At 60.1% G+C, this 23,208-nt stretch carries 21 protein-coding genes; 15 read left to right on the plus strand and 6 right to left on the minus strand.

Annotated features, from left to right (window positions below):
• The first annotated feature begins 111 nt into the window (after window positions 1–111).
• Window positions 112–999: an EamA family transporter RarD gene (gene rarD / locus PspS04_RS25170; RefSeq protein WP_159998275.1), complete on the plus strand. Its 888-nt coding sequence runs from the start codon at window positions 112–114 to the stop codon at window positions 997–999.
• Between the two features lie 222 nt (window positions 1,000–1,221).
• On the opposite strand, the gene PspS04_RS25175 is transcribed toward rarD, so the two are convergent.
• On the minus strand, window positions 1,222–1,740 hold the full coding sequence (locus PspS04_RS25175; protein ID WP_095164307.1) for a glycine cleavage system protein R: 519 nt from the start codon (window positions 1,738–1,740) through the stop codon (window positions 1,222–1,224).
• Here PspS04_RS25175 and PspS04_RS25180 point away from each other — a divergent pair.
• Window positions 1,739–1,924 (plus strand): hypothetical protein, encoded by a 186-nt coding sequence (locus PspS04_RS25180; protein ID WP_143501081.1) that lies wholly within the window; start codon window positions 1,739–1,741, stop codon window positions 1,922–1,924. The two genes, PspS04_RS25175 and PspS04_RS25180, sit on opposite strands and share 2 nt — an antisense overlap.
• A 317-nt stretch (window positions 1,925–2,241) precedes the next feature.
• Window positions 2,242–4,419, plus strand: coding sequence for a malate synthase G (locus PspS04_RS25185; RefSeq protein WP_095164309.1), 2,178 nt, complete (start codon window positions 2,242–2,244; stop codon window positions 4,417–4,419).
• A 77-nt stretch (window positions 4,420–4,496) separates the two neighbouring features.
• Here the strand turns inward: PspS04_RS25185 and PspS04_RS25190 are convergent, their stop codons facing one another.
• Window positions 4,497–4,943, minus strand: a complete 447-nt coding sequence (locus tag PspS04_RS25190) for a response regulator (RefSeq protein WP_095164311.1) — start codon at window positions 4,941–4,943, stop codon at window positions 4,497–4,499.
• Between the two features lie 252 nt (window positions 4,944–5,195).
• Here PspS04_RS25190 and PspS04_RS25195 point away from each other — a divergent pair, with 252 nt between their 5' ends.
• From PspS04_RS25195 to PspS04_RS25240, 10 genes are all read left to right on the plus strand, one after another.
• Window positions 5,196–7,136, plus strand: a complete 1,941-nt coding sequence (locus PspS04_RS25195) for a putative nucleotidyltransferase substrate binding domain-containing protein (protein ID WP_159998277.1) — start codon at window positions 5,196–5,198, stop codon at window positions 7,134–7,136.
• Window positions 7,133–7,840 (plus strand): 3'-5' exonuclease, encoded by a 708-nt coding sequence (locus PspS04_RS25200; protein WP_159998279.1) that lies wholly within the window; start codon window positions 7,133–7,135, stop codon window positions 7,838–7,840. Before PspS04_RS25195 ends, PspS04_RS25200 begins: the two co-directional genes overlap by 4 nt.
• A gap of 110 nt (window positions 7,841–7,950) precedes the next feature.
• Window positions 7,951–8,469 (plus strand): RNA polymerase sigma factor, encoded by a 519-nt coding sequence (locus PspS04_RS25205; RefSeq protein ID WP_095164315.1) that lies wholly within the window; start codon window positions 7,951–7,953, stop codon window positions 8,467–8,469.
• A complete protein-coding gene (locus PspS04_RS25210) occupies window positions 8,466–9,434 on the plus strand; it encodes a FecR domain-containing protein (protein ID WP_159998281.1) in 969 nt (322 codons plus the stop codon). The genes PspS04_RS25205 and PspS04_RS25210 overlap by 4 nt, the downstream gene beginning before the upstream one ends.
• A 131-nt stretch (window positions 9,435–9,565) precedes the next feature.
• Window positions 9,566–11,980, plus strand: a complete 2,415-nt coding sequence (locus PspS04_RS25215) for a TonB-dependent siderophore receptor (RefSeq protein WP_095164317.1) — start codon at window positions 9,566–9,568, stop codon at window positions 11,978–11,980.
• A 59-nt stretch (window positions 11,981–12,039) separates the two neighbouring features.
• Complete coding sequence (locus PspS04_RS25220) at window positions 12,040–13,170, plus strand: PepSY-associated TM helix domain-containing protein (protein ID WP_159998283.1); 1,131 nt, start codon at window positions 12,040–12,042, stop codon at window positions 13,168–13,170.
• Window positions 13,167–13,346 (plus strand): hypothetical protein, encoded by a 180-nt coding sequence (locus PspS04_RS25225; protein WP_095164319.1) that lies wholly within the window; start codon window positions 13,167–13,169, stop codon window positions 13,344–13,346. The genes PspS04_RS25220 and PspS04_RS25225 overlap by 4 nt, the downstream gene beginning before the upstream one ends.
• A gap of 173 nt (window positions 13,347–13,519) precedes the next feature.
• Window positions 13,520–14,149, plus strand: coding sequence for a glutathione S-transferase (locus tag PspS04_RS25230; RefSeq protein WP_159998285.1), 630 nt, complete (start codon window positions 13,520–13,522; stop codon window positions 14,147–14,149).
• A gap of 103 nt (window positions 14,150–14,252) precedes the next feature.
• Window positions 14,253–15,311 carry an RHS repeat-associated core domain-containing protein gene (locus PspS04_RS25235; protein WP_159998286.1) on the plus strand — a complete coding sequence of 353 codons (1,059 nt, stop codon included), beginning with the start codon at window positions 14,253–14,255 and terminating at the stop codon, window positions 15,309–15,311.
• Window positions 15,312–15,466: 155 nt separating this feature from the next.
• On the plus strand, window positions 15,467–16,471 hold the full coding sequence (locus PspS04_RS25240) for an RHS repeat-associated core domain-containing protein (protein WP_159998288.1): 1,005 nt from the start codon (window positions 15,467–15,469) through the stop codon (window positions 16,469–16,471).
• A gap of 95 nt (window positions 16,472–16,566) precedes the next feature.
• Here the strand turns inward: PspS04_RS25240 and creD are convergent, their stop codons facing one another.
• From creD to creB, 3 genes are all read right to left on the minus strand, one after another.
• Window positions 16,567–17,928 carry a cell envelope integrity protein CreD gene (gene creD / locus PspS04_RS25245; RefSeq protein ID WP_159998290.1) on the minus strand — a complete coding sequence of 454 codons (1,362 nt, stop codon included), beginning with the start codon at window positions 17,926–17,928 and terminating at the stop codon, window positions 16,567–16,569.
• Window positions 17,929–18,019: 91 nt separating this feature from the next.
• Window positions 18,020–19,438: a two-component system sensor histidine kinase CreC gene (gene creC, locus PspS04_RS25250; protein WP_159998292.1), complete on the minus strand. Its 1,419-nt coding sequence runs from the start codon at window positions 19,436–19,438 to the stop codon at window positions 18,020–18,022.
• Window positions 19,438–20,118, minus strand: coding sequence for a two-component system response regulator CreB (gene creB / locus PspS04_RS25255; protein WP_159998294.1), 681 nt, complete (start codon window positions 20,116–20,118; stop codon window positions 19,438–19,440). The genes creC and creB overlap by 1 nt, the downstream gene beginning before the upstream one ends.
• Before the next feature lie 179 nt (window positions 20,119–20,297).
• Here creB and PspS04_RS25260 point away from each other — a divergent pair, with 179 nt between their 5' ends.
• Window positions 20,298–21,407 (plus strand): RHS repeat-associated core domain-containing protein, encoded by a 1,110-nt coding sequence (locus tag PspS04_RS25260; protein ID WP_159998296.1) that lies wholly within the window; start codon window positions 20,298–20,300, stop codon window positions 21,405–21,407.
• Window positions 21,408–21,521: 114 nt separating this feature from the next.
• Here PspS04_RS25260 and rloA2 read toward each other — a convergent pair whose 3' ends face one another.
• Window positions 21,522–22,028: a retropepsin-like aspartic peptidase RloA2 gene (gene rloA2, locus PspS04_RS25265; protein ID WP_159998298.1), complete on the minus strand. Its 507-nt coding sequence runs from the start codon at window positions 22,026–22,028 to the stop codon at window positions 21,522–21,524.
• Between the two features lie 285 nt (window positions 22,029–22,313).
• Here rloA2 and PspS04_RS25270 point away from each other — a divergent pair, with 285 nt between their 5' ends.
• Window positions 22,314–23,201 (plus strand): acyltransferase, encoded by an 888-nt coding sequence (locus PspS04_RS25270; RefSeq protein ID WP_159998299.1) that lies wholly within the window; start codon window positions 22,314–22,316, stop codon window positions 23,199–23,201.
• Window positions 23,202–23,208: the final 7 nt, after the last annotated feature.

Here is a 23,208-nt window from a genome sequence, read left to right on the forward strand (position 1 = left end):
TCGCTCCTACAAAGACCGATGTTCACAAATGACCTACCTATTCAGTCAGGACATTCGCAGACAAATTTCCTTACAATCACTCTTTGTTAGTTGCCTAAGCAAGGATTCTGCATGCAAGCCGCCAACCCGCGTCGCGGTTACATCCTGGGCCTGAGTGCCTACATCATCTGGGGCTTGTTCCCGCTCTACTTCAAGGCCATCGCCAGCGTACCCGCCGTGGAAATCATCATCCACCGGGTGCTGTGGTCGGCGCTGTTCGGCGCGTTGCTGCTGATGATCTGGAAACACCCGGGCTGGTGGCGCGAACTGCGGGAGAACCCGCGCCGCCTGGCGATCCTGGCCCTGAGCGGGACGCTGATCGCGGCCAACTGGCTGACCTACGTCTGGTCGGTAAACAACGGGCGCATGCTCGAAGCCAGCCTCGGCTACTACATCAACCCGTTAGTGAACGTGCTGCTGGGCATGCTGCTGCTCGGTGAGCGCCTGCGTCGCATGCAGTGGCTGGCCGTTGGCCTGGCAGCCGTAGGTGTGGCGCAGCAGGTCTGGCAAGTCGGCAGCCTGCCCTGGGTGTCGCTGGTGCTGGCATTGACCTTCGGTTTCTACGGCCTGATCCGCAAGCAGGCGCCGGTCAAGGCCCTGCCTGGGCTGGTAGTGGAGACCTGGATGCTGGTGCCGATTGCGGTCGCATGGCTGCTCTTCAACCCGACCGCAAGTAGCGCCCAAGCTGAATTCTGGACCACCTCCGAAGCCTGGTGGCTGGTGGCGGCCGGTCCAGTGACGCTGGTGCCGCTGGTCTGCTTCAACGCCGCCGCCCGGCACCTGCCCTACACCACCCTGGGCTTCCTGCAATACCTGGCGCCGACCCTGGTGCTGTTGCAGGCAGTGCTGCTGTTTGGCGAACACCTGTCCTCCAGCACCCTGGTGGCCTTCATGTTTATCTGGGCTGGGTTGGCGGTCTACAGCATCGATGCCTGGATCAGTTTGCGTCGACGCAACTGATCAAAAAACGCACAACAAGCTGCAAGCCACGGTGTACGTGGCCTGCAGCTATCCTTCCCAAGGTTATCCACAACCTGATCCCCGCCGTTTGTGCACAAGCCCTTGAAACTGCTGGTTTTTTGACCAATATCCCGTAGGCCACGGCCCGCCTGCGCTGCAGGCCTGTCTCTACAGGTTATCCACAGGCAGGTGCAGGTTTTTCTTGGATAACCCTACCTGCGCCTACGGATCGCTACGCAACACCAACTCCACCATCAAGTCATCGGCCAGGGTTTCCAGCCGCGACTGCAGCACGTCCAGCGACAGGGTCAAGGGCACCGCAAGAATGGCTTCGGCATGAAACAGCGGTTCACTGCTCATGGGTGCTGGCCGCACCTCGGTCACCAACCGCTCGAGGTTGACCCCTTGCTCACTGAGCAGGCGGGTAATGTCGCGCACAATTCCCGGACGATCGTTACCTACCAACTCCATGGCAATCGGCTTCCAGGTGCAGGACTGTTCGATCCCGCTCTCGGCAATCAATACCCGAATCCCGTGGCTGGCCAACGCCTGCAGCGCATCCACCAGTTCGTCGTAGGCCTCGGCCGGCACCCCCACCCGCAGGATCCCGGCAAATTGCCCGGCCATCCGCGACATGCGGCTTTCCAGCCAGTTGCCGCCATGTTCGGCGATACATTGGGCAATGCGCTCGACCTGACCGGGTTTATCCGGGGCGAATACCGTGAGTACGAGGTGGTCCATGGCGCAGCCCTCTAGTCATGACTTTTGTTCTGGAAAGGCAAGTATAGGCAAGGGGCTGGTGATGCTCGGCCGCGATGCGTCGGTGAGTCGATTGCCGGTGATTGGCGCAACAGCGGAAACCCTGAAAACCACAAATCGTGTACAAGTTTTTATATTTAACTGGAACAATCTCATGGTTTTTTGAGAACATCCCGTGCCCTGACGTGACTGCAATGCGTCATGGGGTCGCAGAACGACGTAATTAGTCTAATTTTCACAACCGCAATTCATCATGTAGTATGCCGCAGCGCGCACTACATAACGTTGGATCGATGTCTGCCGCAGGCCCAATCGCAACCCTGAAAGCCCCGTCAGCAAGGCCTCCAAGCCGTTGATTGGTCCCGCCCAGCCGCCCGTCATGGCATGTACTGGTAGGGCGGTTTGTGGTTTAAATGGCCAGTGGCTTCATTGTCATAATTGAAGAGCTGAAAAGCGAAATAGCTGAGCAGAGTGAGGCAAGCAATGACTGAACACGTTCAAGTCGGTGGCCTGCAGGTCGCCAAAGTCCTGTTCGACTTCGTGAACAACGAAGCCATTCCCGGTACCGGCCTCACCGCCGATAAGTTCTGGGCCGGAGCCGACAAGGTCATTCACGACCTGGCCCCGAAGAACAAAGCCCTACTCGCCAAACGCGATGACTTCCAGGCGCGTATCGACGCCTGGCACCAGTCCCGTACCGGCCAAGCACACGATGCTGTGGCCTACAAAGCCTTCCTGCAAGACATCGGTTATCTGCTGCCAGAAGCGGCCGATTTCCAGGCTACGACGCAAAACGTCGATGAAGAAATCGCCCGTATGGCCGGCCCGCAACTGGTGGTGCCGGTGATGAACGCCCGCTTCGCCCTGAACGCCTCGAACGCTCGCTGGGGTTCGTTGTACGACGCGCTCTATGGCACTGACGCCATCAGCGAAGCCGATGGCGCGCAGAAGGGCAAAGGCTACAACAAGGTCCGTGGCGACAAGGTCATCGCCTTCGCCCGCGCCTTCCTCGACGAGGCCGCACCGCTGGCCGCCGGCTCCCATGTCGACTCCAGCCGCTACGCGATCGTTGCTGGCAAGCTGGTGGTCAGTCTCAAGGGCGGCAGCAACACCGGCCTGCGCAACGACGCGCAACTGATCGGTTTCCACGGCGACGCCGCGGCACCGACCGCGGTGCTGCTCAAGCACAATGGCCTGCACTTCGAAATCCAGATCGACGCCAGCACCCCGGTCGGCCAGACCGACGCAGCCGGTGTCAAAGACGTACTGATGGAAGCGGCGCTGACCACCATCATGGACTGCGAAGACTCGGTCGCTGCCGTCGATGCCGACGACAAAGTGGTGATCTACCGCAACTGGCTCGGCCTGATGAAGGGCGACCTGTCGGAAGAAGTCAGCAAGGGCGGCCAGAGCTTTACCCGCACCATGAACGCCGACCGCACCTACACCGCGCCTGATGGCAGCGAACTGAGCCTGCACGGCCGCTCCCTGCTGTTCGTGCGTAACGTCGGCCACCTGATGACCATCGATGCGATCCTCGACAAGGACGGCAACGAAGTTCCGGAAGGCATCCTCGACGGCCTGGTGACCAACCTGGCGGCGATCCACAGCCTCAACGGCAACACCACCCGCAAAAACAGCCGCACCGGTTCGGTCTACATCGTCAAACCGAAAATGCACGGTCCTGAAGAAGCGGCGTTCACCAACGAGCTGTTCGGGCGCATCGAAGACGTCCTCGAGCTGCCACGCAACACCCTCAAAGTCGGGATCATGGACGAAGAGCGGCGCACCACCATCAACCTCAAGGCGTGCATCAAGGCCGCCAGCGAGCGCGTGGTGTTCATCAACACCGGCTTCCTCGACCGCACCGGCGATGAAATCCACACCTCCATGGAAGCCGGCCCGATGGTTCGCAAGGCCGACATGAAGGCTGAAAAATGGATCGGCGCCTACGAAAACTGGAACGTCGATATCGGTCTGAGCACCGGCCTGCAAGGCCGCGCGCAAATCGGTAAAGGCATGTGGGCCATGCCCGACCTGATGGCCGCCATGCTCGAGCAGAAAGTCGCTCACCCACTGGCCGGTGCCAACACCGCCTGGGTGCCGTCGCCGACTGCTGCCGCCCTGCACGCCCTGCACTACCACAAGGTCGACGTATTCGCTCGCCAGGCCGAACTGGCCAAGCGCACCCGCGCCTCGGTGGACGACATCCTGACCATCCCCCTGGCGGTGAACCCGCAGTGGAGCGCCGAGCAGATCAAGAACGAACTGGACAACAACGCCCAGGGCATTCTCGGTTATGTCGTGCGCTGGATCGACCAGGGTGTCGGTTGCTCGAAGGTCCCGGACATCAATGACGTCGGCCTGATGGAAGACCGTGCGACGCTGCGTATCTCCAGCCAGCACATCGCCAACTGGCTGCGCCATGGCATCGTCACTGAAGATCAGGTGATGGAAAGCCTCAAGCGCATGGCGCCGGTGGTTGACCGCCAGAACGCCAACGACCCGCTGTATCGTCCGCTGGCACCGAACTTCGACAGCAACATCGCCTTCCAGGCGGCGGTCGAACTGGTGATCGAAGGCACCCAGCAGCCGAACGGCTACACCGAGCCGGTCCTGCACCGTCGCCGGCGTGAATTCAAGGCTGCCAATGGCCTCTAAGTAAGCGCTGACGCCGGACAAAAAAAGGCCCTGATCGACAGATCAGGGCCTTTTTTCGTGATGCCGGGTGTGACTGGTTAGAGCGACATGCCCAGCTCATGCCTGACCAACTCCAGCAACTTGCCGGTATCGATCGGCTTGAGCAGGAAGTCCACCACGCTCATGTGCATGGCCGCAATCGCGTCCTGCACGTCGGCCTCGCCGGAGACAATGATGATCGGCAGTGCGGCCCGGACCGATTCACGCACCTGGCGGATCAGATCCAGCCCATCGACATGCCCCATGCGCAGATCGGTGATCACCAGGCCGATCGAGGGGGTAGTCTCCAGCAGCTTCAGCGCGCTTTCGCCACTGGCGGCGGTCATGCACCGAATGCCGGCAAGGGCCAGGAACTGCTTGAGCAATTCGCGGGCATCCTGGTCATCATCGACGATCAATACCCGCTGGGCCGGTAAATCCGGCTCAAGCATGATTGCACTCAGCGCTTCACGCTCGGCATCGCTCAAAATATCGTGGTCGGACATAGGTCACTCAACAGTTTCAGATCGTTCCCCTAGCACAATTATCTGACATCGCTAAGCAGTGCTTAAATGTGCGCTTCGTCGGATACTTTTCCAAGAGGGTCGGGCAAAGGTTTTAGGTACCCATGACGTAGGACCGCTCCGAGTTTTTTAATCGAGGTCCCGCGACCTAGACTTACGTCCAATGGGCACCCCGTGCGCAGGGGCCGACCATGCAGATACCCCAACAACAATAAATCGAAAAAGACTGCGGTCATGGTTATGAGTAAAACGGACGCCTTCACCCAGGCTGGGAAAACCGCGGTGTTGCAGAACATCCAGGGCACCTTGCAGTTCCTGCAGCGGTTCCCGCCGTTCAACCAGATGGAACACGCGCACCTGGCATACCTGGTGGAGCAGTGCCAACTGCGTTTCTACGCGCCTGGCGACAGCATCATCAAGCCGGCCGACGGCCCGGTTGAGCACTTCTACATCGTCAAGCAGGGCCGAGTGGTCGGCGAACGTCCGCATAGCGCCAAGGGCGGCACCGAAACCACCTTCGAAATCACCACCGGCGAGTGTTTTCCCCTCGCCGCGCTGCTCGGTGAGCGGGCGACCCGCACCGAGCACCTGGCGGGCGAAGATACCTTTTGCCTGCAGTTGAACAAGCTGGCATTCATCAAGCTGTTTGCCCTTTCCAGCACCTTTCGCGACTTCGCCCTGCGCGGCGTCAGCAGCCTGCTGGACCAGGTCAACCAGCAAGTCCAGCAGAAGGCCGTGGAAACCCTCGGCACCCAGTACTCACTCAACACCCGCCTCGGCGAACTGGCGATGCGCCACCCCGTGACTTGTAGCCCGACCACGCCCCTGCGCGAAGCCGTGACCCTGATGCACGAGCAACAGGTCGGCAGCATCGTGATCGTCGATGAACACAAGGCCCCCCTGGGGATTTTCACCCTGCGCGATTTGCGCCACGTGGTCGCCGACGGTACTCGCGACTTCGACCAGCCCATAGCCCGGCACATGACTCAGGCGCCGTTTTACCTGAGCCCGGACCACAGCGCATTCGACGCGGCCATTGCCATGACCGAACGGCACATTGCCCACGTCTGCCTGGTCAAGGACCAACGCCTGTGCGGCGTGGTCTCCGAGCGCGATCTGTTTTCCCTGCAGCGGGTCGACCTGGTGCACCTGGCACGGACCATTCGTAACGCGCCACGGGTCGACAACCTGGTGGCGATTCGCGGTGAGATTGGTCAACTGGTCGAGCGCATGCTCGCCCACGGCGCCTCCTCGACCCAGATCACCCAAATCATCACCCTGCTCAACGACCACACCGTGTGCCGGGTGATCGAGCTGACACTGGCGGAAAAAGGCGACCCGGGCATCCCCTTCAGTTGGTTGTGCTTCGGCAGTGAAGGCCGCCGCGAGCAAACCCTGCACACCGACCAGGACAACGGCCTGCTGTTCGAGGCGCGCGATGCTGCCCATGCCGCCGAGATCCGCGGCCGGCTACTGCCCATCGCCCAACAAATCAACCACAGCCTGGCGCTCTGCGGCTTCACCCTGTGCAAGGGCAACATCATGGCCGGCAATCCCGAGCTGTGCCTGTCCCGAGCCGAGTGGGCCAGGCGTTTCGCCGCCTTCATCCGCGAGGCCACCCCGCAGAACCTGCTGGGCTCGAGTATCTACTTTGACCTGCGGGTGGTTTGGGGCGAGGAGCAGGGTTGCGCGCAACTGCGTCGAGCCATCCTCGACCAGGTAGCCGACAATCGCCTGTTCCAGCGCATGCTGGCTGAGAATGCCTTGCGCCAGCGGCCACCGGTGGGGCGTTTGCGCGAGTTCGTCCTGAGCAAAAAGAGCGGCGAAAAAGCCACCCTCGACCTCAAGGTGCAGGGCCTGACGCCCTTCGTCGACGGCGCGCGCCTGTTGGCCCTGGCCAACGGCATTGAAACCAACAACACCCTGGAACGTTTCCGCGAGCTGGTGGCCAAGGAAATCATCGAGCCCCTGGACGGCGCTGCCTACGAAGAGGCCTATCACTTCATCCAGCAAACCCGCATGCAACAGCATCAGCGCCAGAGCCGCGAGAACCTGCCCTACTCCAACCGAGTCGACCCGGACAGCCTCAATCACCTGGACCGGCGCATCCTGCGTGAATCCCTGCGCCAGGCCCAACGCCTGCAAAGCAGCCTCAGCCTGCGGTACCAGCTATGAGCCTGTTTTCCTGGCTGCGTGCGGCCACCCCGACCCTGACCCTCGAACAGCAACAGCGCCTGGCACAACTGCCCAGCGCACCGACCCTGGACGATTGCAGCCTGCGCGAGCAACGCTGGGTGGTGCTCGACCTGGAAACCACCGGCCTGAACCTGAGCAAGGACCTGGTGCTGTCCATTGGCGCCGTGGTCATCGAAGATGGCGCGATCGATTTCAGCCAGCAGTTCGAGCGCACCCTGCAACGCCACGCGCACAAACTCGGTCCCAGCGTGTTGCTGCACGGCCTGGGGCCGAGCGCGATTGCCGCCGGCAGCGATCCGGTGGACGCCCTGCTGGACTTCATGGAGTTTGTCGGCGACAGCCCGCTCCTGGCCTTCCATGCCCCCTTCGATCAACACATGCTTGGCCGCGCCTTGAAGGACAGCCTGGGTTATCGCCTGCAACATAAGTTTCTTGATGTTGCCGACATGGCTCCACTGCTCTGCCCCCAAGCGCACATCCGCGAAGCCGGCCTGGATGATTGGATCAACTGGTTCCAGTTGCAGATCTTCGAGCGCCACAACGCCAGCGCCGACGCCATGGCCACGGCCGAGCTGGCGTTGATCCTGTTCAGCCGGGCGCGGGCGCAACAGATTCACAGCCCGCTGGAGCTGCAACAACGGCTCAGCCAGTGGAAGCGACGCCAGCAAAAACACTCCTTTTAATCCAGCTTTCGGCACAATCGACCCGACCAACGCCAATTGCGCACGGGCATGGGCTCTGAGACAATCGCGAATAATTCTCGTTAGTTTAAACGTGTATTCGGTGAAGCCATTTGTCGTCCGTCCAAAGCCCTCACAGTGAACTGGTTGGTGCGTTGTATCGCGACCATCGCGGTTGGCTATTGGCCTGGCTACGGCGCAACGTGGCCTGTCCCTCCAAAGCCGAAGACCTGAGCCAGGACACCTTCGTCCGCTTGCTCGGGCGCGAAGCGTTCAAGCAGCCCCGCGAACCCCGAGCCTTCCTGGTGGCGATCGCCAAGGGCCTGCTGTTCGACTATTTCCGTCGCGCCGCACTGGAACAGGCCTACCTCACTGAGTTGATGCTGATCCCCGAAGGCGAGCAACCCTCGGTGGAAGAACAGCAACTGATCCTCGAAGACCTCAAGGCCATCGACCGCCTGCTCGGCAAGCTGTCGAGCAAAGCCCGCGCCGCCTTCCTCTATAACCGCCTCGACGGCCTCGGCCATGCCGAAATCGCCGAGCGCCTGGGCGTCTCCGTGCCACGGGTGCGGCAGTACCTGGCCCAGGGCATCCGCCAGTGTTATGTGGCGCTGTACGGCGAGCCCGCTTGAGCCCGCTCAGCTCCAAGCCGGTCTCGGCGCGGGTACTCGACGCCGCCATCGCCTGGCAACTGTCTCTCGATTCCGGCGCCGGCAGTGCGGTGGAACGCGAGGAGTTCGCCAAATGGCACGCCGCCGATGAAGAACATGCTCGCGCCTGGCAGCAACTGGGCATGCTCGATCAACGCTTCAGCGTGGCCAGTGGACCGGGTCGGGTAGCGCTGCTGCAATCGCGTGAAGGTATCCGGCGCCGGGTGCGCAAGCTGGGCAGCGGGATCGCCAGCGTCCTGCTGGTGATCGGCCTGGGATTGTTCGCCAGCGAACGCTACCTGCCCCTCGACTATTGGCTGGCCGACCAGCGCACCGCCACCGGCGAGCAACGCACCCTGCGCCTCGCCGACGGCACGCTGATCAACCTCAACACCCACAGCGCGCTGGACGTGCGTTTTGATGAGAAGCAGCGCCGGATCGTCCTGCAGGAAGGGGAAATCCTCATTGAAACCGCACACAACGATACGCGCCCCTTCATCGTCGAAACCCGCGACGGCCAGATGCGTGCCCTCGGCACCCGGTTCCTGGTCAAGCGCGAAGACCACGGCACGCGCCTGAGCGTGTTGCAGTCCGCGGTGGCCGCACGCCCCGAGACCCTGGCTGACGAACAGATTCTCAAGGAAGGCCAGCAGGTGCTGATGCAGCGCGACGGCCTCGGCCCGCTGCTGGCGCTCAACCCCGGCAGCGACGCCTGGACTCGCGGCATGCTGGTGGTCGACAACGTCCGCCTCGAAGACCTGGTCCACGAACTCGATCGTTATCGCCCGGGCCACCTCGGCGTCGATCCGGCCGTCGCCGACCTGCGGATCACCGGCAGCTTCCCGCTGCACAACACCGACCTGGCCCTCAGTGCCCTGCTGCCGACCCTGCCCGTGCAGATCGAGCAGCACACCTCGTGGTGGGTCACCGTGGTCGCCAAACCCTGAGGGTTGAGGACAGCCCCGGTAACCGGGGCTATTTTTCCTGAATCGAAATTATTTCGATCCGCCCCTATCACTTTTTCAATCTCGTTCGGCACATAGGCAATTGAGAAATATTTCCATTCAGGAGCCGCCGTATGTCACGTTCGCTAGACACCTTGTTGCGCCCCAGTCTGTTGGCCCTGGCCATTGCCTTCGGCACCCCGCTGACCAGCACCCTGCTGGTGGCCGCTGAACAGACGTCCAGCGTTCGCGCCTACAACCTGCCGGCCGCGCCCCTGGCCAGCACCCTGAACCAGATCGCCAGCCAGGCCGGCCTCGCCTTGAGCCTCAACCCGTCCCTGGCTGCCGGCAAGACCTCCGCCCCGGTCAACGGCCAGTACGACGCCGCCAGCGCCCTGAGCCAAGCCCTGCGCGGCACCGGCCTGCAACTGGAACAAAGCAGCGCCGGCACCTACAGCCTGGTAGCGGTTCCCGAGGGCGTGATGGCGCTGCCGGAAACCAGCGTGATCGGTATCGAGGGCAGCGAAAGCGCCTGGGGCCCAGCCGCCGGTTTTGTAGCGACCCGCACCGCCGCCGGGACCAAGACCGACACCGCCATCGTCGAAGTGCCTCGCTCGATGACCGTGATCACCCGCGAGCAACTGGATGAACGCCAGGTGCTCAACCTCAATGACGCCCTGCGCTACACCGCAGGCGTACAGAGCAGCGGCTACGGCTCCGACTCCCGGGCCGACTGGCTGCGCGTACGTGGCTTCGACCCCTCCCAGTTCCTCGACGGCCTGCCACTGCCCAAGGGTTCGTTCTCCAACCCTAAAGTCGAACCCTGGAACCTGGAGCGCATCACTGTACTGCGCGGCCCGGCCTCCTCGGTCTACGGCCAGACGCCACCGGGCGGCATGCTCGATATGGTCAGCCGCCGTCCGCAACTCGAAAGCGCGCACCAGATCGAAGCCCAGGCCGGCAGCAACGAACATAAGCAGATCAACTTCGACAGCACTGGCAAGATCGACGACGAAGGCCAGTTTCTCTACCGCGTCAGTGGCGTGGTGCGCGACAGCAATGCGCCAGTCGACCACATCCCGGACAAGCGCTACAACATCGCCCCAAGCCTGACCTGGAACATCAATGAAGATGCGAGCCTGACCTTCATTTCCCAGTACACCCGCGACGACACCGGCATCACCGGTCAGTTTTTACCGCTGCAGGGCACCAAGCTCGGCTCACCGGCCGGGGATATCTCCCATCACAAGAACCTTGGCGAGCCGGACTGGGACTTCTATGACCGCACCTACTACGCCCTGGGATATGCCTACGAACAGCGCCTGAACGACGTCTGGCAATTCCGTCAGAACCTGCGCTACACCAAGAGCGACCTGGAATTCCAGGCGGTCAACGTAGCCACCTTCAACGAAGTCGACGAGGCTGGCAACGTCAACCGCGAGTCGGGCATCGTCAACGAAGACATCAGCCAGTTCGCGGTCGACAACAACTTCCAGGCCGACTTCGACACGGGTGCCATCCGCCATACCCTGTTGCTGGGCCTCGATCACCAGCGCGCCAATACCAACTACCAATGGCTGTACGGCATGGGCGTGCCACCGATCAACGTCAACAACCCGATCTACGGCGCGGACATGTCTGGCGTCACGTACTTCGCCATGCAGGACTACAACCAGAAAACCCACCAGACCGGCCTTTACGTCCAGGACCAGATGGCCCTGGACAACTGGCGCCTGACCCTCGGCGGTCGTGAAGACTGGGTGCACACCGGCACCACCTTCCATAACAACAACGATGTCACCAACACCCAGCGCGACAAGGCCTTCTCCGGCAACGTCGGCCTCAGCTACGTGTTCGACAACGGCGTGACGCCATACATTTCCTACACTGAGTCGTTCCAGCCGAGCATCGGCGCCAACGTCTCGGCCACCGAGGCGTTCAAGCCGACCGAAGGCCACCAGTACGAAGTCGGCGTGAAGTACCAGCCAGTGGGCAGCAAGAGCCTGTTGACGGCGGCGGTCTACGACCTGCGCCAGGAAAACGTCAGCGTCACCGAAGGCAGTATCACCCGCCAGGTTGGTGAGCTGAAGGTCCGCGGGCTGGAGCTGGAAGCGACCACCGAGGTCACCGACAACCTCAAGGTGATTGGTTCCTACACCTACACCGACACAGAAATCAGCAAAGGCCTGGAGAGCGAAGTCGGCAACCGCATGGCGCTGATTCCGCGCAACCAGGCCACCCTGTGGGCTGATTACACCTGGCACGCCGGCGCGCTCGACGGCTTCGGCGTTGGAGGCGGGGTTCGCTACGTTGGCGACACCTACGGCAACACGGCCAATACCGATATCGCCCATGTCAGCTCCTACACCGTGTATGACGCCGCCGTCCATTACGACCTCGGCCGCCTGGACAAAACCATGAAGGGTGTCACGGTCGCCGTCGAAGCCAAGAACCTGTTCGACAAAGACTACCTGGCCAACTGTGATGGCTACTGGTGCTACTACGGTGATGAGCGCAACGTAGTCGCCAGCGTCAACTACAAGTTCTAAGCCGCACCCCCTGATTGAAGGGCCACCCGTACGGTGGCCCTTGTCCATTTGGATGACCGATGAAAAGCAAAACCATCCGCCGCTGGTCCTTTATCCACACCTGGGCCAGCCTGATTTGCACGGCGTTCCTGCTGATGCTCGCCCTGACCGGCCTGCCGCTGATCTTTCATCACGAGATCGAACACCTGCTGGGCGATGCGCCCGTGCTGCGACAGATGCCGGCCGACACCCCGCATCTGGACCTGCAGCAACTGGTCGAAAAGGCCCAGGCCCATCGTCCCGACGAAGTCATGCAGTACTTCGGCTGGGATGAGGACGAGCCCAACGGCGTGATCGCGATCATGGCCAAGACCGCCGGCACCGAGCCCAACTTGTCCCACACCTACATGCTCGACGCCCGCACCGGCGAACCGGTGGCCATGCCCTCGGCCAACGGCGGGCTGATGATGGTCATCTTGCGCCTGCACGTCGACATGTTCGCCGGGCTGCCGGGCAAGTTGCTGCTGGCGTTCATGGGCATTCTGTTCGTGCTGGCGATCGTTTCCGGCGCGGTGCTGTACCTGCCGTTCATGCGCCGCCTGAAGTTCGGCACCGTGCGTCAGGACAAATCCACGCGCCTGCGCTGGCTCGATCTGCACAACCTGATCGGCGTCGTCACCTTGACCTGGGCGCTGGTGGTGGGTGTCACCGGGGTGGTCAGCGCCTGCGCCGACCTGCTGATTGCGGCCTGGCGCAGCGAAGCCCTGAGCGCGATGATCGAACCCTACCGCGACGCACCGCCCCTGACCCGCCTGGCACCCGCCAGCCAGTTGCTCGAGATTGCCCAGCGGGCCGCACCCGAGATGCAGACCGACTTCATCGCCTTCCCTGGCACCCGTTTCTCCAGCGAACACCACTACGCGGTGTTCATGAAAGGCAATACCCACCTGACCTCCCACCTGCTGACCCCGGTGCTGATCGACGCCAGTACCCTGCAAGTCACCGCGATCGCCGAACGACCGTGGTACATGGACGTCATGGGCATGTCGCAACCACTGCACTTCGGTGACTACGGTGGCATGCCGATGAAAATCCTCTGGGCGGCACTCGATGTACTGACCATCATCGTCCTCGGCAGCGGCCTGTACCTGTGGATAGTCCGGCGCCGGGCGGCAAAACCGCTGGCCGTGGCCCAGGAGAGCACCCCATGAGACCGCGCCAGTCGAACTTCTGGAAAGTCTTCGCCACCCCCACCGTGATTGCCCTGCTCAGTGCCGCAGGGTTGTTCGCGGCGCTATTGGGTGATGGGATCTGGGATGGCTTGAGCTGGATCGGCTTGGGCGTGCCGGCCGTTTTGGGACTTCGGGGGTTGTTGCGTAGGAGTTGAAATCTACTGTGTTTGAACGGGCTGAACACAAAGTAGATAAACAACCGCTAGCCCTGTGGGAGCGGGCGTGACCCCGCGAAGGCGATTTCACAGGCGCCATCAACCCCCTCGCCAGCCACGCCGGAACTGACTAGGCTAAGCCTCTGCTCCCCGATGATCGCCGAGGAATGCCCATGTCCGCCCCCAGCATGACCCTGTTCCACAACCCTGCCTCGCCCTTCGTGCGCAAAGTCATGGTGCTGCTGTACGAAACCGGACAACAAGACCGCGTGGCGTTGCAGGCCAGCGTGCTCACCCCGGTCAACCCGGACCTGAGCCTGATCGACGACAACCCCCTGGGCAAAATCCCGGCTCTGCGCCTGGCCGACGGCAACATCATTCACGACAGCCGGGTCATCCTCGACTACCTCGACCAGCAGCACGTCGGTAACCCGCTGATCCCCCGCGAAGGATCGGCGCGCTGGCGGCGCCTGACCCTCGCTTCGCTGGCCGACGGGATCATGGACGCGGCCGTGCTGGTGCGCTACGAAGTCGCCCTGCGTGCCCCAGAGAAGCACTGGGACGAATGGCTCGACGGCCAGCGCGAGAAAATCCGCCGCGCCCTGGCATTGCTGGAAAAAGACGCCATCGCCGAGCTGACCTGCCACTTCGATGTGGCGGCAATCAGCGTCGCCTGCGCCCTGGGCTACCTGGACCTGCGCCACCCGGATCTGGATTGGCGCACATCGAATCCGCAACTCGCCGCCTGGTATGCCGACGTCAGCCAGCGCCCGTCGATGCTGGCGACTGCGCCGAAGGTGTGAAGCCAGCAAGGCCCAGTACCTAGCAGTTCTGCTAGTAGGCAAAACCAAAAAAACCTCCGATGCTGAAGGTCCCGCTTTTGGGACCTTGCACGGAGCCCAGTCGATGCCCTCCTCATCTCGCCTGACCGAGTTGTGCCGCTACCACTACGACCCACTGGATCGCCAGGCCGCTTGCACCCTCACGCTACTGCAGCCGGCCACCCTCCAGCGCTTTTACTGCACAAGCCGCTTGGCCACTGAAATCCACGGCGCAGTCCGCACCAGCCTGTTCCAGCACGACGACCATTTGTTGGCGCAACAGCGGCACCAGAACGACCAGCTCGATACCACCCTCCTGGCAACCGATCAGCAGCGCACGGTATTGAGCGCGCTCGACACAACCCGCCCCCATCCCCTCGCCTATACCCCCTACGGCCATCGCCCGGCAGAAAACGGCCTGCTCAGCCTGCTCGGCTTCAATGGACAACGGCCGGACCCCGTGACCGGGCATTATCATTTGGGTAATGGCTATCGGCAGTTCAATCCGGTGTTGATGCGGTTTAACAGCCCGGACAGTTGGAGTCCGTTTGGTCAGGGTGGGTTGAATGCCTATGGGTACTGTGATGGGGAGCCGGTGCTTGGGAGTGATCCAATGGGGCACTCGAATATTTTTCGACGCGCCTGGAAGGGGATAAAAAATATGTTTGGTAGAACACCAGGAAAAACCAAAAGCTCGACCTCAGGCCCGATACGAGAAACCCAAGTTCCGGCTACCATCTCCTCGAAAAGCATGATCAATCCTGACCTGCAACACTCAACAAATTCGACCTCCACTGTAATTGCTGATACTCGCGACCCAGAATTGCTTCGCAGGCTTAACAATTTAAAAGGGACCTCCACTCATCCCACTTCATCACGTCCACAAACACCAAACACAGTAGGAGTCTCCTCCAACGATCCACAGGGCTCCCAATTTGAAAACTCAGTTGCACACTCAAACTACACTGAGTTAGCCCAGCTGCAGAATGCTATAAGCAAATGGCCAGCAACCAGCGCCGAGGGAGATTCTATGCTTACCATAATCAAAGGAGAAATGATTCGCCGATTCCCTCAGTTCTATGGCAACCCACCTAAAAGCAACCGGACAATACGCGAGGGCGAGCCTGGATACAGAAAAAAGTGAGGAAAAGAGAAAAAAGCGAGAAAAAAGTGGACTGATCTATTGATATCGGAAGGTGTGAAGCCGGCAAGTACCTAGCAGTTCTGCCAGTAGGCAAGACCTAAAAAACCTCCGATGCTGAAGGTCCTGTTTATGGGACCTTGCACGGAGTTCCGTCGATGCCCTCCTCATCTCGCCTGACCGAGTTGTGCCGCTACCACTACGACCCACTGGATCGCCAGACCGGCTGCACCCTCACGCTAGTGCAGCCGGCCACCCTCCAGCGTTTTTACTGCACAAGCCGCTTGGCCACTGAAATCCACGGCGCAGTCCGCACCAGCCTGTTCCAGCACGACGACCAGTTGTTGGCGCAACAGCGGCACCAGAACGACCAACTCGATACCACCCTCCTGGCGACCGATCAGCAGCGCACGGTATTGAGCGCGCTCGACGCAATCCGCCCCCATCCCCTCGCCTATACCCCCTACGGCCATCGCCCGCCAGAAAACGGCCTGCTCAGCCTGCTCGGCTTCAATGGACAACGGCCGGACCCCGTGACCGGGCATTATCATTTGGGTAATGGCTATCGGCAGTTCAATCCGGTGTTGATGCGGTTTAACAGCCCGGACAGTTGGAGTCCGTTTGGTGAGGGAGGGATAAACGCCTACACATATTGTGGAGGAGAACCAGTGAATAGGACGGACTCAAATGGCCATGACTGGTTAGTTCTTAAAGCATTAAGAAAGCTCAACATCATTAAAAAGAAGACCAGAGTTCCCAAAGAATTGGTGAAATACAATAGTGTCGAACATCCAATTACGAAACTTGAAAAAAAGACTCGAAAACAAATGGTTGACGACTTCAATAAAGGAATACCATCAGAAGAAAAATTATCAAGGCGCGAGGGCCGCTATTGGATTAACGAGAAAAGGAAACATGGCAAAACGCCGAGCGAATTAATTGCCGAAGCAGAAGAAAAATTTAAAAAAAATCTACCACCTGAAACCCTGAACTCCAGTCGCGAGCCTGTAAAAACTCACGTTCGTAATCGCCATGCACCACTCACCGAAAGCACTGGAGAAGCCTCCCCCTCAACTAGTCTACAGGCAAGGATCGCACGTGACCGTTTGAACGCAGGCCGATCCACGCCCCACTCTCTTTTAAGCGACATACGTGACACCTGAATACTCGACTCACACAACACTTTGGGGGAAACAGGCTGGCAATCTGCATCGCCAGCACTGCCCCCAACACCTGATCTTCCCTTAACCCCAACGACCTACTCACCTCCCACCTCCGCCTTGCTCACCTTCCCCCGCCCCATCCCATACCAATCCAATCTGCGCGTCAGCACCATAAACACCCCCAGCAACCCAAACAGCAACAACGAGCCCATCAACAACGCGTAATCCTCGGCACTCAACAATCCGTAAAGCAGCCCATACAACGCCGCCAACCCCGCTGAAAAGCTCAAGCCATGCACCGCACTGCGCAACACGTGGCAGACATAAAAGCCGATCAACAACACGCAGGCACTGGCCGACAGCAGATACGCCAGGGCAAACCCGATGTGCTCGGACAGTGACAACAACAGCAGATAGAAGAACGCCAGTGCCACCCCGACCAAGGCGTATTGCACCGGGTGCACCGTCAGGCTTTTCAGCACTTCGAAGAGGAAGAAACCGGCGAAGGTCAGCACGATGAACAGCAGGGCGTATTTGATTGCCCGCTCGCTCTTGAGGTACTGGTCCACCGGGTCGATGAAGCTCACGCCGAAGCTACGGCCTTTGAATTCGTCACAGCTGCCACGAGCAACACAGTTGCTCAGCGCTTCTTCCAGGTTGGTGGAGAAGAACGAGGTCTGCCAGTTCGCCGTGAAGCCTTCAGCGCTGATCGCTCGTTGGGCCGGCAGGTAGTTGCCGATAAAGCTGGGGTGGGGCCAGTTGGCGGACACCGTCACGTTGCTGGTCCTGCCCACCGGGGTGACCTGCAACTGGCCGGTGCCCTGCAAGCGCAGGTCGAACGCGAAGCTCAGTTCGTTGGCTTTGCGAACATCCAGTGGCGCCAGCGTGACATGCACCCCCTCCCCCAACCATTCCTCTTGAGTGCCCGGTACAAAGTCCAGGCGCTGGCCATCGAGTTCCAGTTGCAGCGCGTTTTCGATGCCGCGGATATCACTGATGCCCACAGCCAGATAGGGCGAATCAAACGTGTAGTCGGCAAAGTCTTCATCGATCCCCAGTTGCTGCGGAATCGAAAAGTGCCCGCTAATTCGGTTATCCGCATGGAACAACCGCGCCTCGTAGATGCCACGGGCACGCAGTTCGGTCTGCACCTTCGCGTCGAGCTCGAAACGCTCCGGCAGGAAATACAGGCGCCCGCGCTCCAGGCTGGTTTCCTGATAACGCGCGTTGGTTTTTTCGTTGTGTTTCCAGGTACGCACCACCTTGCGGTACGGCACCACCATCACCGGTCCGCTCAGTTGCTGGCTGTAACTGGAGCTGCGGGCGATGTCTTCGAGGACGCCGTCGCGCAGTTGCTGACGGTCGTCAATCATGCCGCTGATCATCAGTAACGGAATCAGCAACAACAGAATCAATAGGGCAATCGCCCCGAGTTTCAAGGCCAGGCTGCGGTTCATGGGGTCTCTCCCTGTTCGAATGAGGGAAAGTCTGCAAGGCCCGTGTGTGGGTTTTATGGAGGGAATATGCAGAGTGTGTGGAGAACAGCAGCTACGGTAGACGCAGCTTCACCTCAACGCCGCCCTCGACATTCCCGATCGTCAGCAGACCACCGTGCAACTTCACCACCTCTTCAACAAAATTCAGCCCCAGCCCGGTGCTTTTACGTCCACTGTCGGGCCGTGGCAGCGAGTAGAAACGCTCGCTCAGGCGTCCCAGGGCGTAGTCGGGAATCGGGTCGGCCTGATTGAACAGACTGAACTCGATCTGCTCGCCCAGTCGTTGTGCGCTAAACCGCAGGACACCGTAGGACGGGGTGAAATCCAGGGCGTTCTCCAGCAGGTTGGCCAGCGCCTGGCGCAACAGAAAGGCTTCGCCTGTCAGCGCCAGGTCAGCAGCAAGGTGTTTTTCGATGCGCAGCTGTTTGCGTTCAATGCGCGCCTGTTGGGTATCGAGCAACTCATCGACCAAGGCCGCCAACGGTACCTGTACTCGCTCCTCGAGGGTTTGCCGTTGCTCGACCTGGGCCAGGTTCAACAGTCGCTCGATCAACTGCTGCATACGCGCGCTTTCAGTGTCGATGTTGCTGACGAAACGCTGGCGTTGGGTGTCTGGCATCTGCTCCTGTAACAATTCGGCCGCACCGCGAATCGCCGCCAGCGGGCTCTTCAGTTCGTGGGTCAGGGTGTGCACATAGCGCTCCACATACGCCTTGCCTTCCAGTTGCGTACGCATGTGTTCGACCGCCATGGCCAGTTGCGCAAGCTCACCGCCACGGTAGTGCGGCAGCTCGGCCCGGCGCCCTTCGCTGACCGCCTGGGCATACGCGGTCAAGCGCCGCAGCGCCACGCTCAACCACCACGACAATGCCGCTCCGAACAGCAGGCCTAGGCCAATCAAGCCCGCGCCGTAGCCGAGCAAACGGCGTTCGGTGCGGTCGACGTAGGGCTGCAATGAGCTGTTGGGTTTGGCCACGGTGACCACGCCGATGATCTGCCCGTTGTCGCGAATCGGCGCGCCGACGTGCATCACCGAAGAACTGGCGTCGTCAGGATCACTGCGGGTCGAACGCGCGCCGTACTCACCGCGCAGGGTCAGGTACACATCGTTCCAGCGCGAATAATCCTGGCCTACTGCAAGAGCGCTGGAGTCCAGTACCACCACGCCCTTGGCGTCGGTAACGTAGATGCGATGGTTGACCTGATTTTTCGCCAGGCCCCAGATACTCGCGCCCGGCTGCCGCTCACCATAAGCCTTGAGCAACTGCGGCCAGCGGTTCTGATTGAGGGTCCCGGCCTTGAAGTCGTCGCGCAGGATCTCGGCCATCAGATTGGCGGTGTCTACCAGGGTTTCTTCGGTGGACTGACGCACGCCGGGACGGATTTCTTCCATCACTGTGTTGAGCACAAAATATCCGGTCAGGCCGACGAACAGCACATAGACCAGGAAAATCCGGATCGCCAATGGCATCAACTGGTCCCTGGGCTGTAGCTGTAACCGAGGCCACGGTGGGTCTGGATCGGCTCGGCATTGGCCGCCACCAGGCGCAACTTGGCGCGCACGCTCTTGATGTGGCTGTCGATGCTGCGCTCGTACCCAGCGTCGCTGGCAATGCCCAGGGCATCGAGCAGTTGTTCGCGACTGAAGACCCGCTCGGGTTGTTCCAGCAGACACTGCAACAAGCGGTACTCATGCCGAGTCAGACTCAGCGGCTGGCCGCGATAGGTGATCAGCACGCGCTCGCTGTCCACCAGGAACAACGCACTGGTGGACTCGATCCCCGGACGCGGTGCCATGCGTTTGAGAATTGCCCGCACCCGCGCCGCCACTTCCCGTGGGCTGAATGGCTTGACCACATAATCATCAGCGCCAATCTCCAGGCCCACCACCCGGTCGATCTCACCATCACGGGCGCTGAGGAACATCACCGGCACTTCGCTGAACCGGCGCAACTGCTTGCAGGTTTCAAATCCGCTGATGTCCGGCAGGCCGATGTCGAGAATGATCAGGTCGGCGGGAGTCGCCCGCTGATGCTCAAGGGCGGCCGCCCCCAGGCTCACCCAGGTGGCGGTGAAACCCTCGCCTTGCAAGGCAAACACCAGGGTATCGGCAATCGCCGCTTCGTCTTCGACAATCAGGATATGAGGCATGGCATCCAGGCCCGGCAGTTAAGTGGGCGAACGGTGACTCAAGGGGGAATCGGCGTCAATCGGGCTGAGCTGATTGGCGGTGTGGTCTGTAGTACCTAGCAGTTCTGCTAGTAGGCAAAGGCTGAAAAAGGCCGGATGCTGATCATCCTGACATTCGGAACCTGCACGGAGATCAGCCAATGTCTGTTTCCCGCCGCACCACCGTACTGACTCGGTACAGCTATGACCCGCTGGATCGTCAGACCGACTGCATTCTCCGCACACTGCCCGCCATCCAGCGCTTCTACTGTAAAAGTCGCTTGGCGACCGAGATCCAGGGCTCGCTACAGACCAGCGTTTTCCAGCATGACGATCAGTTGTTGGCACAGCAACGCCAGCAGGACGGTAGCGTCGACACCACGTTGTTGGCGACAGATCAGCAACGATCGGTGTTGGGTACACGCGGGTTAACCGGCTCTCATCCGCTCGCCTACAGCCCCTACGGTCATCGCCCAGCGGAAAACGGATTGCTCAGCCTCCTCGGATTCAACGGCGAACGCCCGGACCCGCTGACCGGGCATTATCATTTGGGCAATGGCTATCGGCAGTTCAATCCAGTGTTGATGCGGTTTAACAGTCCGGACAGTTGGAGTCCGTTTGGCAGGGGTGGATTGAACTCTTATGCTTATAGTGGTGGCGATCCTAGAAACTGGCTAGATTCGACCGGACATGCACGTACAGCCGTATCGCTAGAAATTGCCAGGTTCCAAAAATCCAAACTAGCACTGAGTCGGACATCAAATACGGCCTCAAAATTTTCTGCAGCCGCCAGTCCAGCGACGCAGAGAGGTTTATCATCTAACGCCAATAGAATTTCAAAGCCAAAACCGCTAAGCAACAGTGCTGTCTATCAACGGAACCGCAGAGCCGTAATCAAGGAACTTTCAGACACAATTAAAGCAAATGAACTAAAAACATCAAACCCCAACAAATACAATGTCAGCGACGACATTACCAACATAACCACAAGCACAACTGGATATAACATAGCGAAAAACGACTATGAGTTTACCAAGCTTCCTGACCCCGACAAAAAATATACATGGATAGACCAACATAAACATGAACTGTTAGATGTCGCACACTTCGACATAACAAGGTCTCACTACAGAAATCTTACTCGATATACAAAAACCCAACCCTCACGCTATAGAGATTACACAGCAACTTATTACATAGAAATACTAAGAGCAATATACATAAAGAAACATACCGGCATTGACCTAATGAAAGTCCGACAAGACATTTGACGCTTTCAGTTTCTTAAAGATGTCGAAAACCTACAAAGCCTAAAATCAGGGTAATGTTCTTGTGGCGCTCCTATCCACAGGAGCGCCTGATCGAAACTTCTTGACTGCCACACGTCAACACTCCGGCTTATCCGCCATAAACCGCCGAGCCGGATTCACCGCCGCGCCAAACTCACGCAGCGCCTTGGCACCGATCAGCAGCGGGTAGTTGAAACTACTGCGGTCGGTGAGGTTGACCTCGACGGTGCGCTTTACGTTGCCCAGGCACAGTTCCAGATCGACCACCGGACGCTTGGTCGGCGCGACCACTTCCTGGTCGTCCTCGTCTTCTTCGGCGCGGGCCTTGATTTTGCTGATCCGCGCGACCTTGTGTTCGTAGACCTTGTTGCTGGCATCTTTGGTCGCCAGGCGGAAACGTACCCACTCCTCGCCATCGCGGGTGAAGGTCTCGATGTCCTTGGCCGACAGCGAGGCCGTCAGCGCGCCGGTGTCCATCTTGGCCTTGAGCACTTCACCGCCGATTTCCGGTAGCTGGATGTATTCGTAACGGCCATACAGGGTCGGCTCGGCGGCCATGACCGGCAGAGCCAGGAGGGATAACAGTGCGAGGATAGATTTCACGTGGTGGATTCCCTTGAGGAGTGAGCAGCGGGATTTTAGACAGTCTGTCAGCCATTCGTTCGCTCTTCGGAGCGCCATCGCGGGCAAGCCCGCTCCCACAGGGATCTGTGCCGAACCATTGTGGGAGCGGGCTTGCCCGCGAAAGGGCCAGCGAGAACACCACTAAAACCAGATCATCTGGCGCAGCATACCCGCGCAAAAGTGAAACATTCGTCAGCCCGCCGATTTGGCCTGCGCGCCGAAGCTGCTTATCATGGCCCGCCCAAATGCTTTCAAGAGTTACTTATGCGCCGCCTGCTCACCGGCTGTTTCGTTACCCTGCTGCTTCTGCTCAACACCCTGATCCTGATCGGACCGCTGCTGGTGTTTGCCCTGCTCAAACTGCTCCTGCCCGGCCGTTATCGCGATGCCGCAAGCGCGGCGGTGATGTGGATCGCCGAGACCTGGGCACAAATCGACAAGCTGATTTTCGCCTGCTGCATCCCCACCCGCTGGGACATTCGTGGCGGTGAGGGCCTGCGGGTCGACACCTCTTACCTGGTAGTCAGCAACCATCAGTCCTGGGTCGATATCCCGGCGCTGATCCAGACCCTCAACCGACGCACGCCGTTCTTCAAGTTCTTCCTGAAAAAGGAGCTGATCTGGGTGCCGTTCCTGGGCCTGGCCTGGTGGGCACTGGATTACCCGTTCATGAAGCGCTACAGCAAGGCCTTTCTGGCCAGACACCCGCAGCTGCGGGGCCAGGACCTGGCGATTACCCGGGCCGCATGCGAGCTGTTCAAGCGCCAGCCGGTGACCGTGGTCAACTATCTGGAAGGCACGCGCTTCACCCAGGCCAAACGTGGCGCCCAGCAATCCCCTTTCAAGCACCTGCTAAAACCCAAGGCCGGTGGTGTGGCGTTTGTATTGGCCGCCATGGGCGAACAGCTGGATGCCATCCTCGACGTCACCGTGGTCTATCCACAGGAAAAGATTCCGGGGTTCTGGGATTTGATCAGCGGTGCGGTGCAGCGGGTGATCATCGACATCCAGACCCGTGAGCTGAATCCGGCGTTGTGGCAGGGTGATTACGAAAACGATCCGCTGTTTCGCCAAAGCGTCCAGAGCTGGGTCAACCAGCTCTGGATCGACAAGGATGCACGCATCGACGCCTTGCGCGCCGGGCGCGAGTGAGGCGCGG

Source organism: Pseudomonas sp. S04, from assembly GCF_009834545.1.
Lineage (GTDB): Bacteria > Pseudomonadota > Gammaproteobacteria > Pseudomonadales > Pseudomonadaceae > Aquipseudomonas.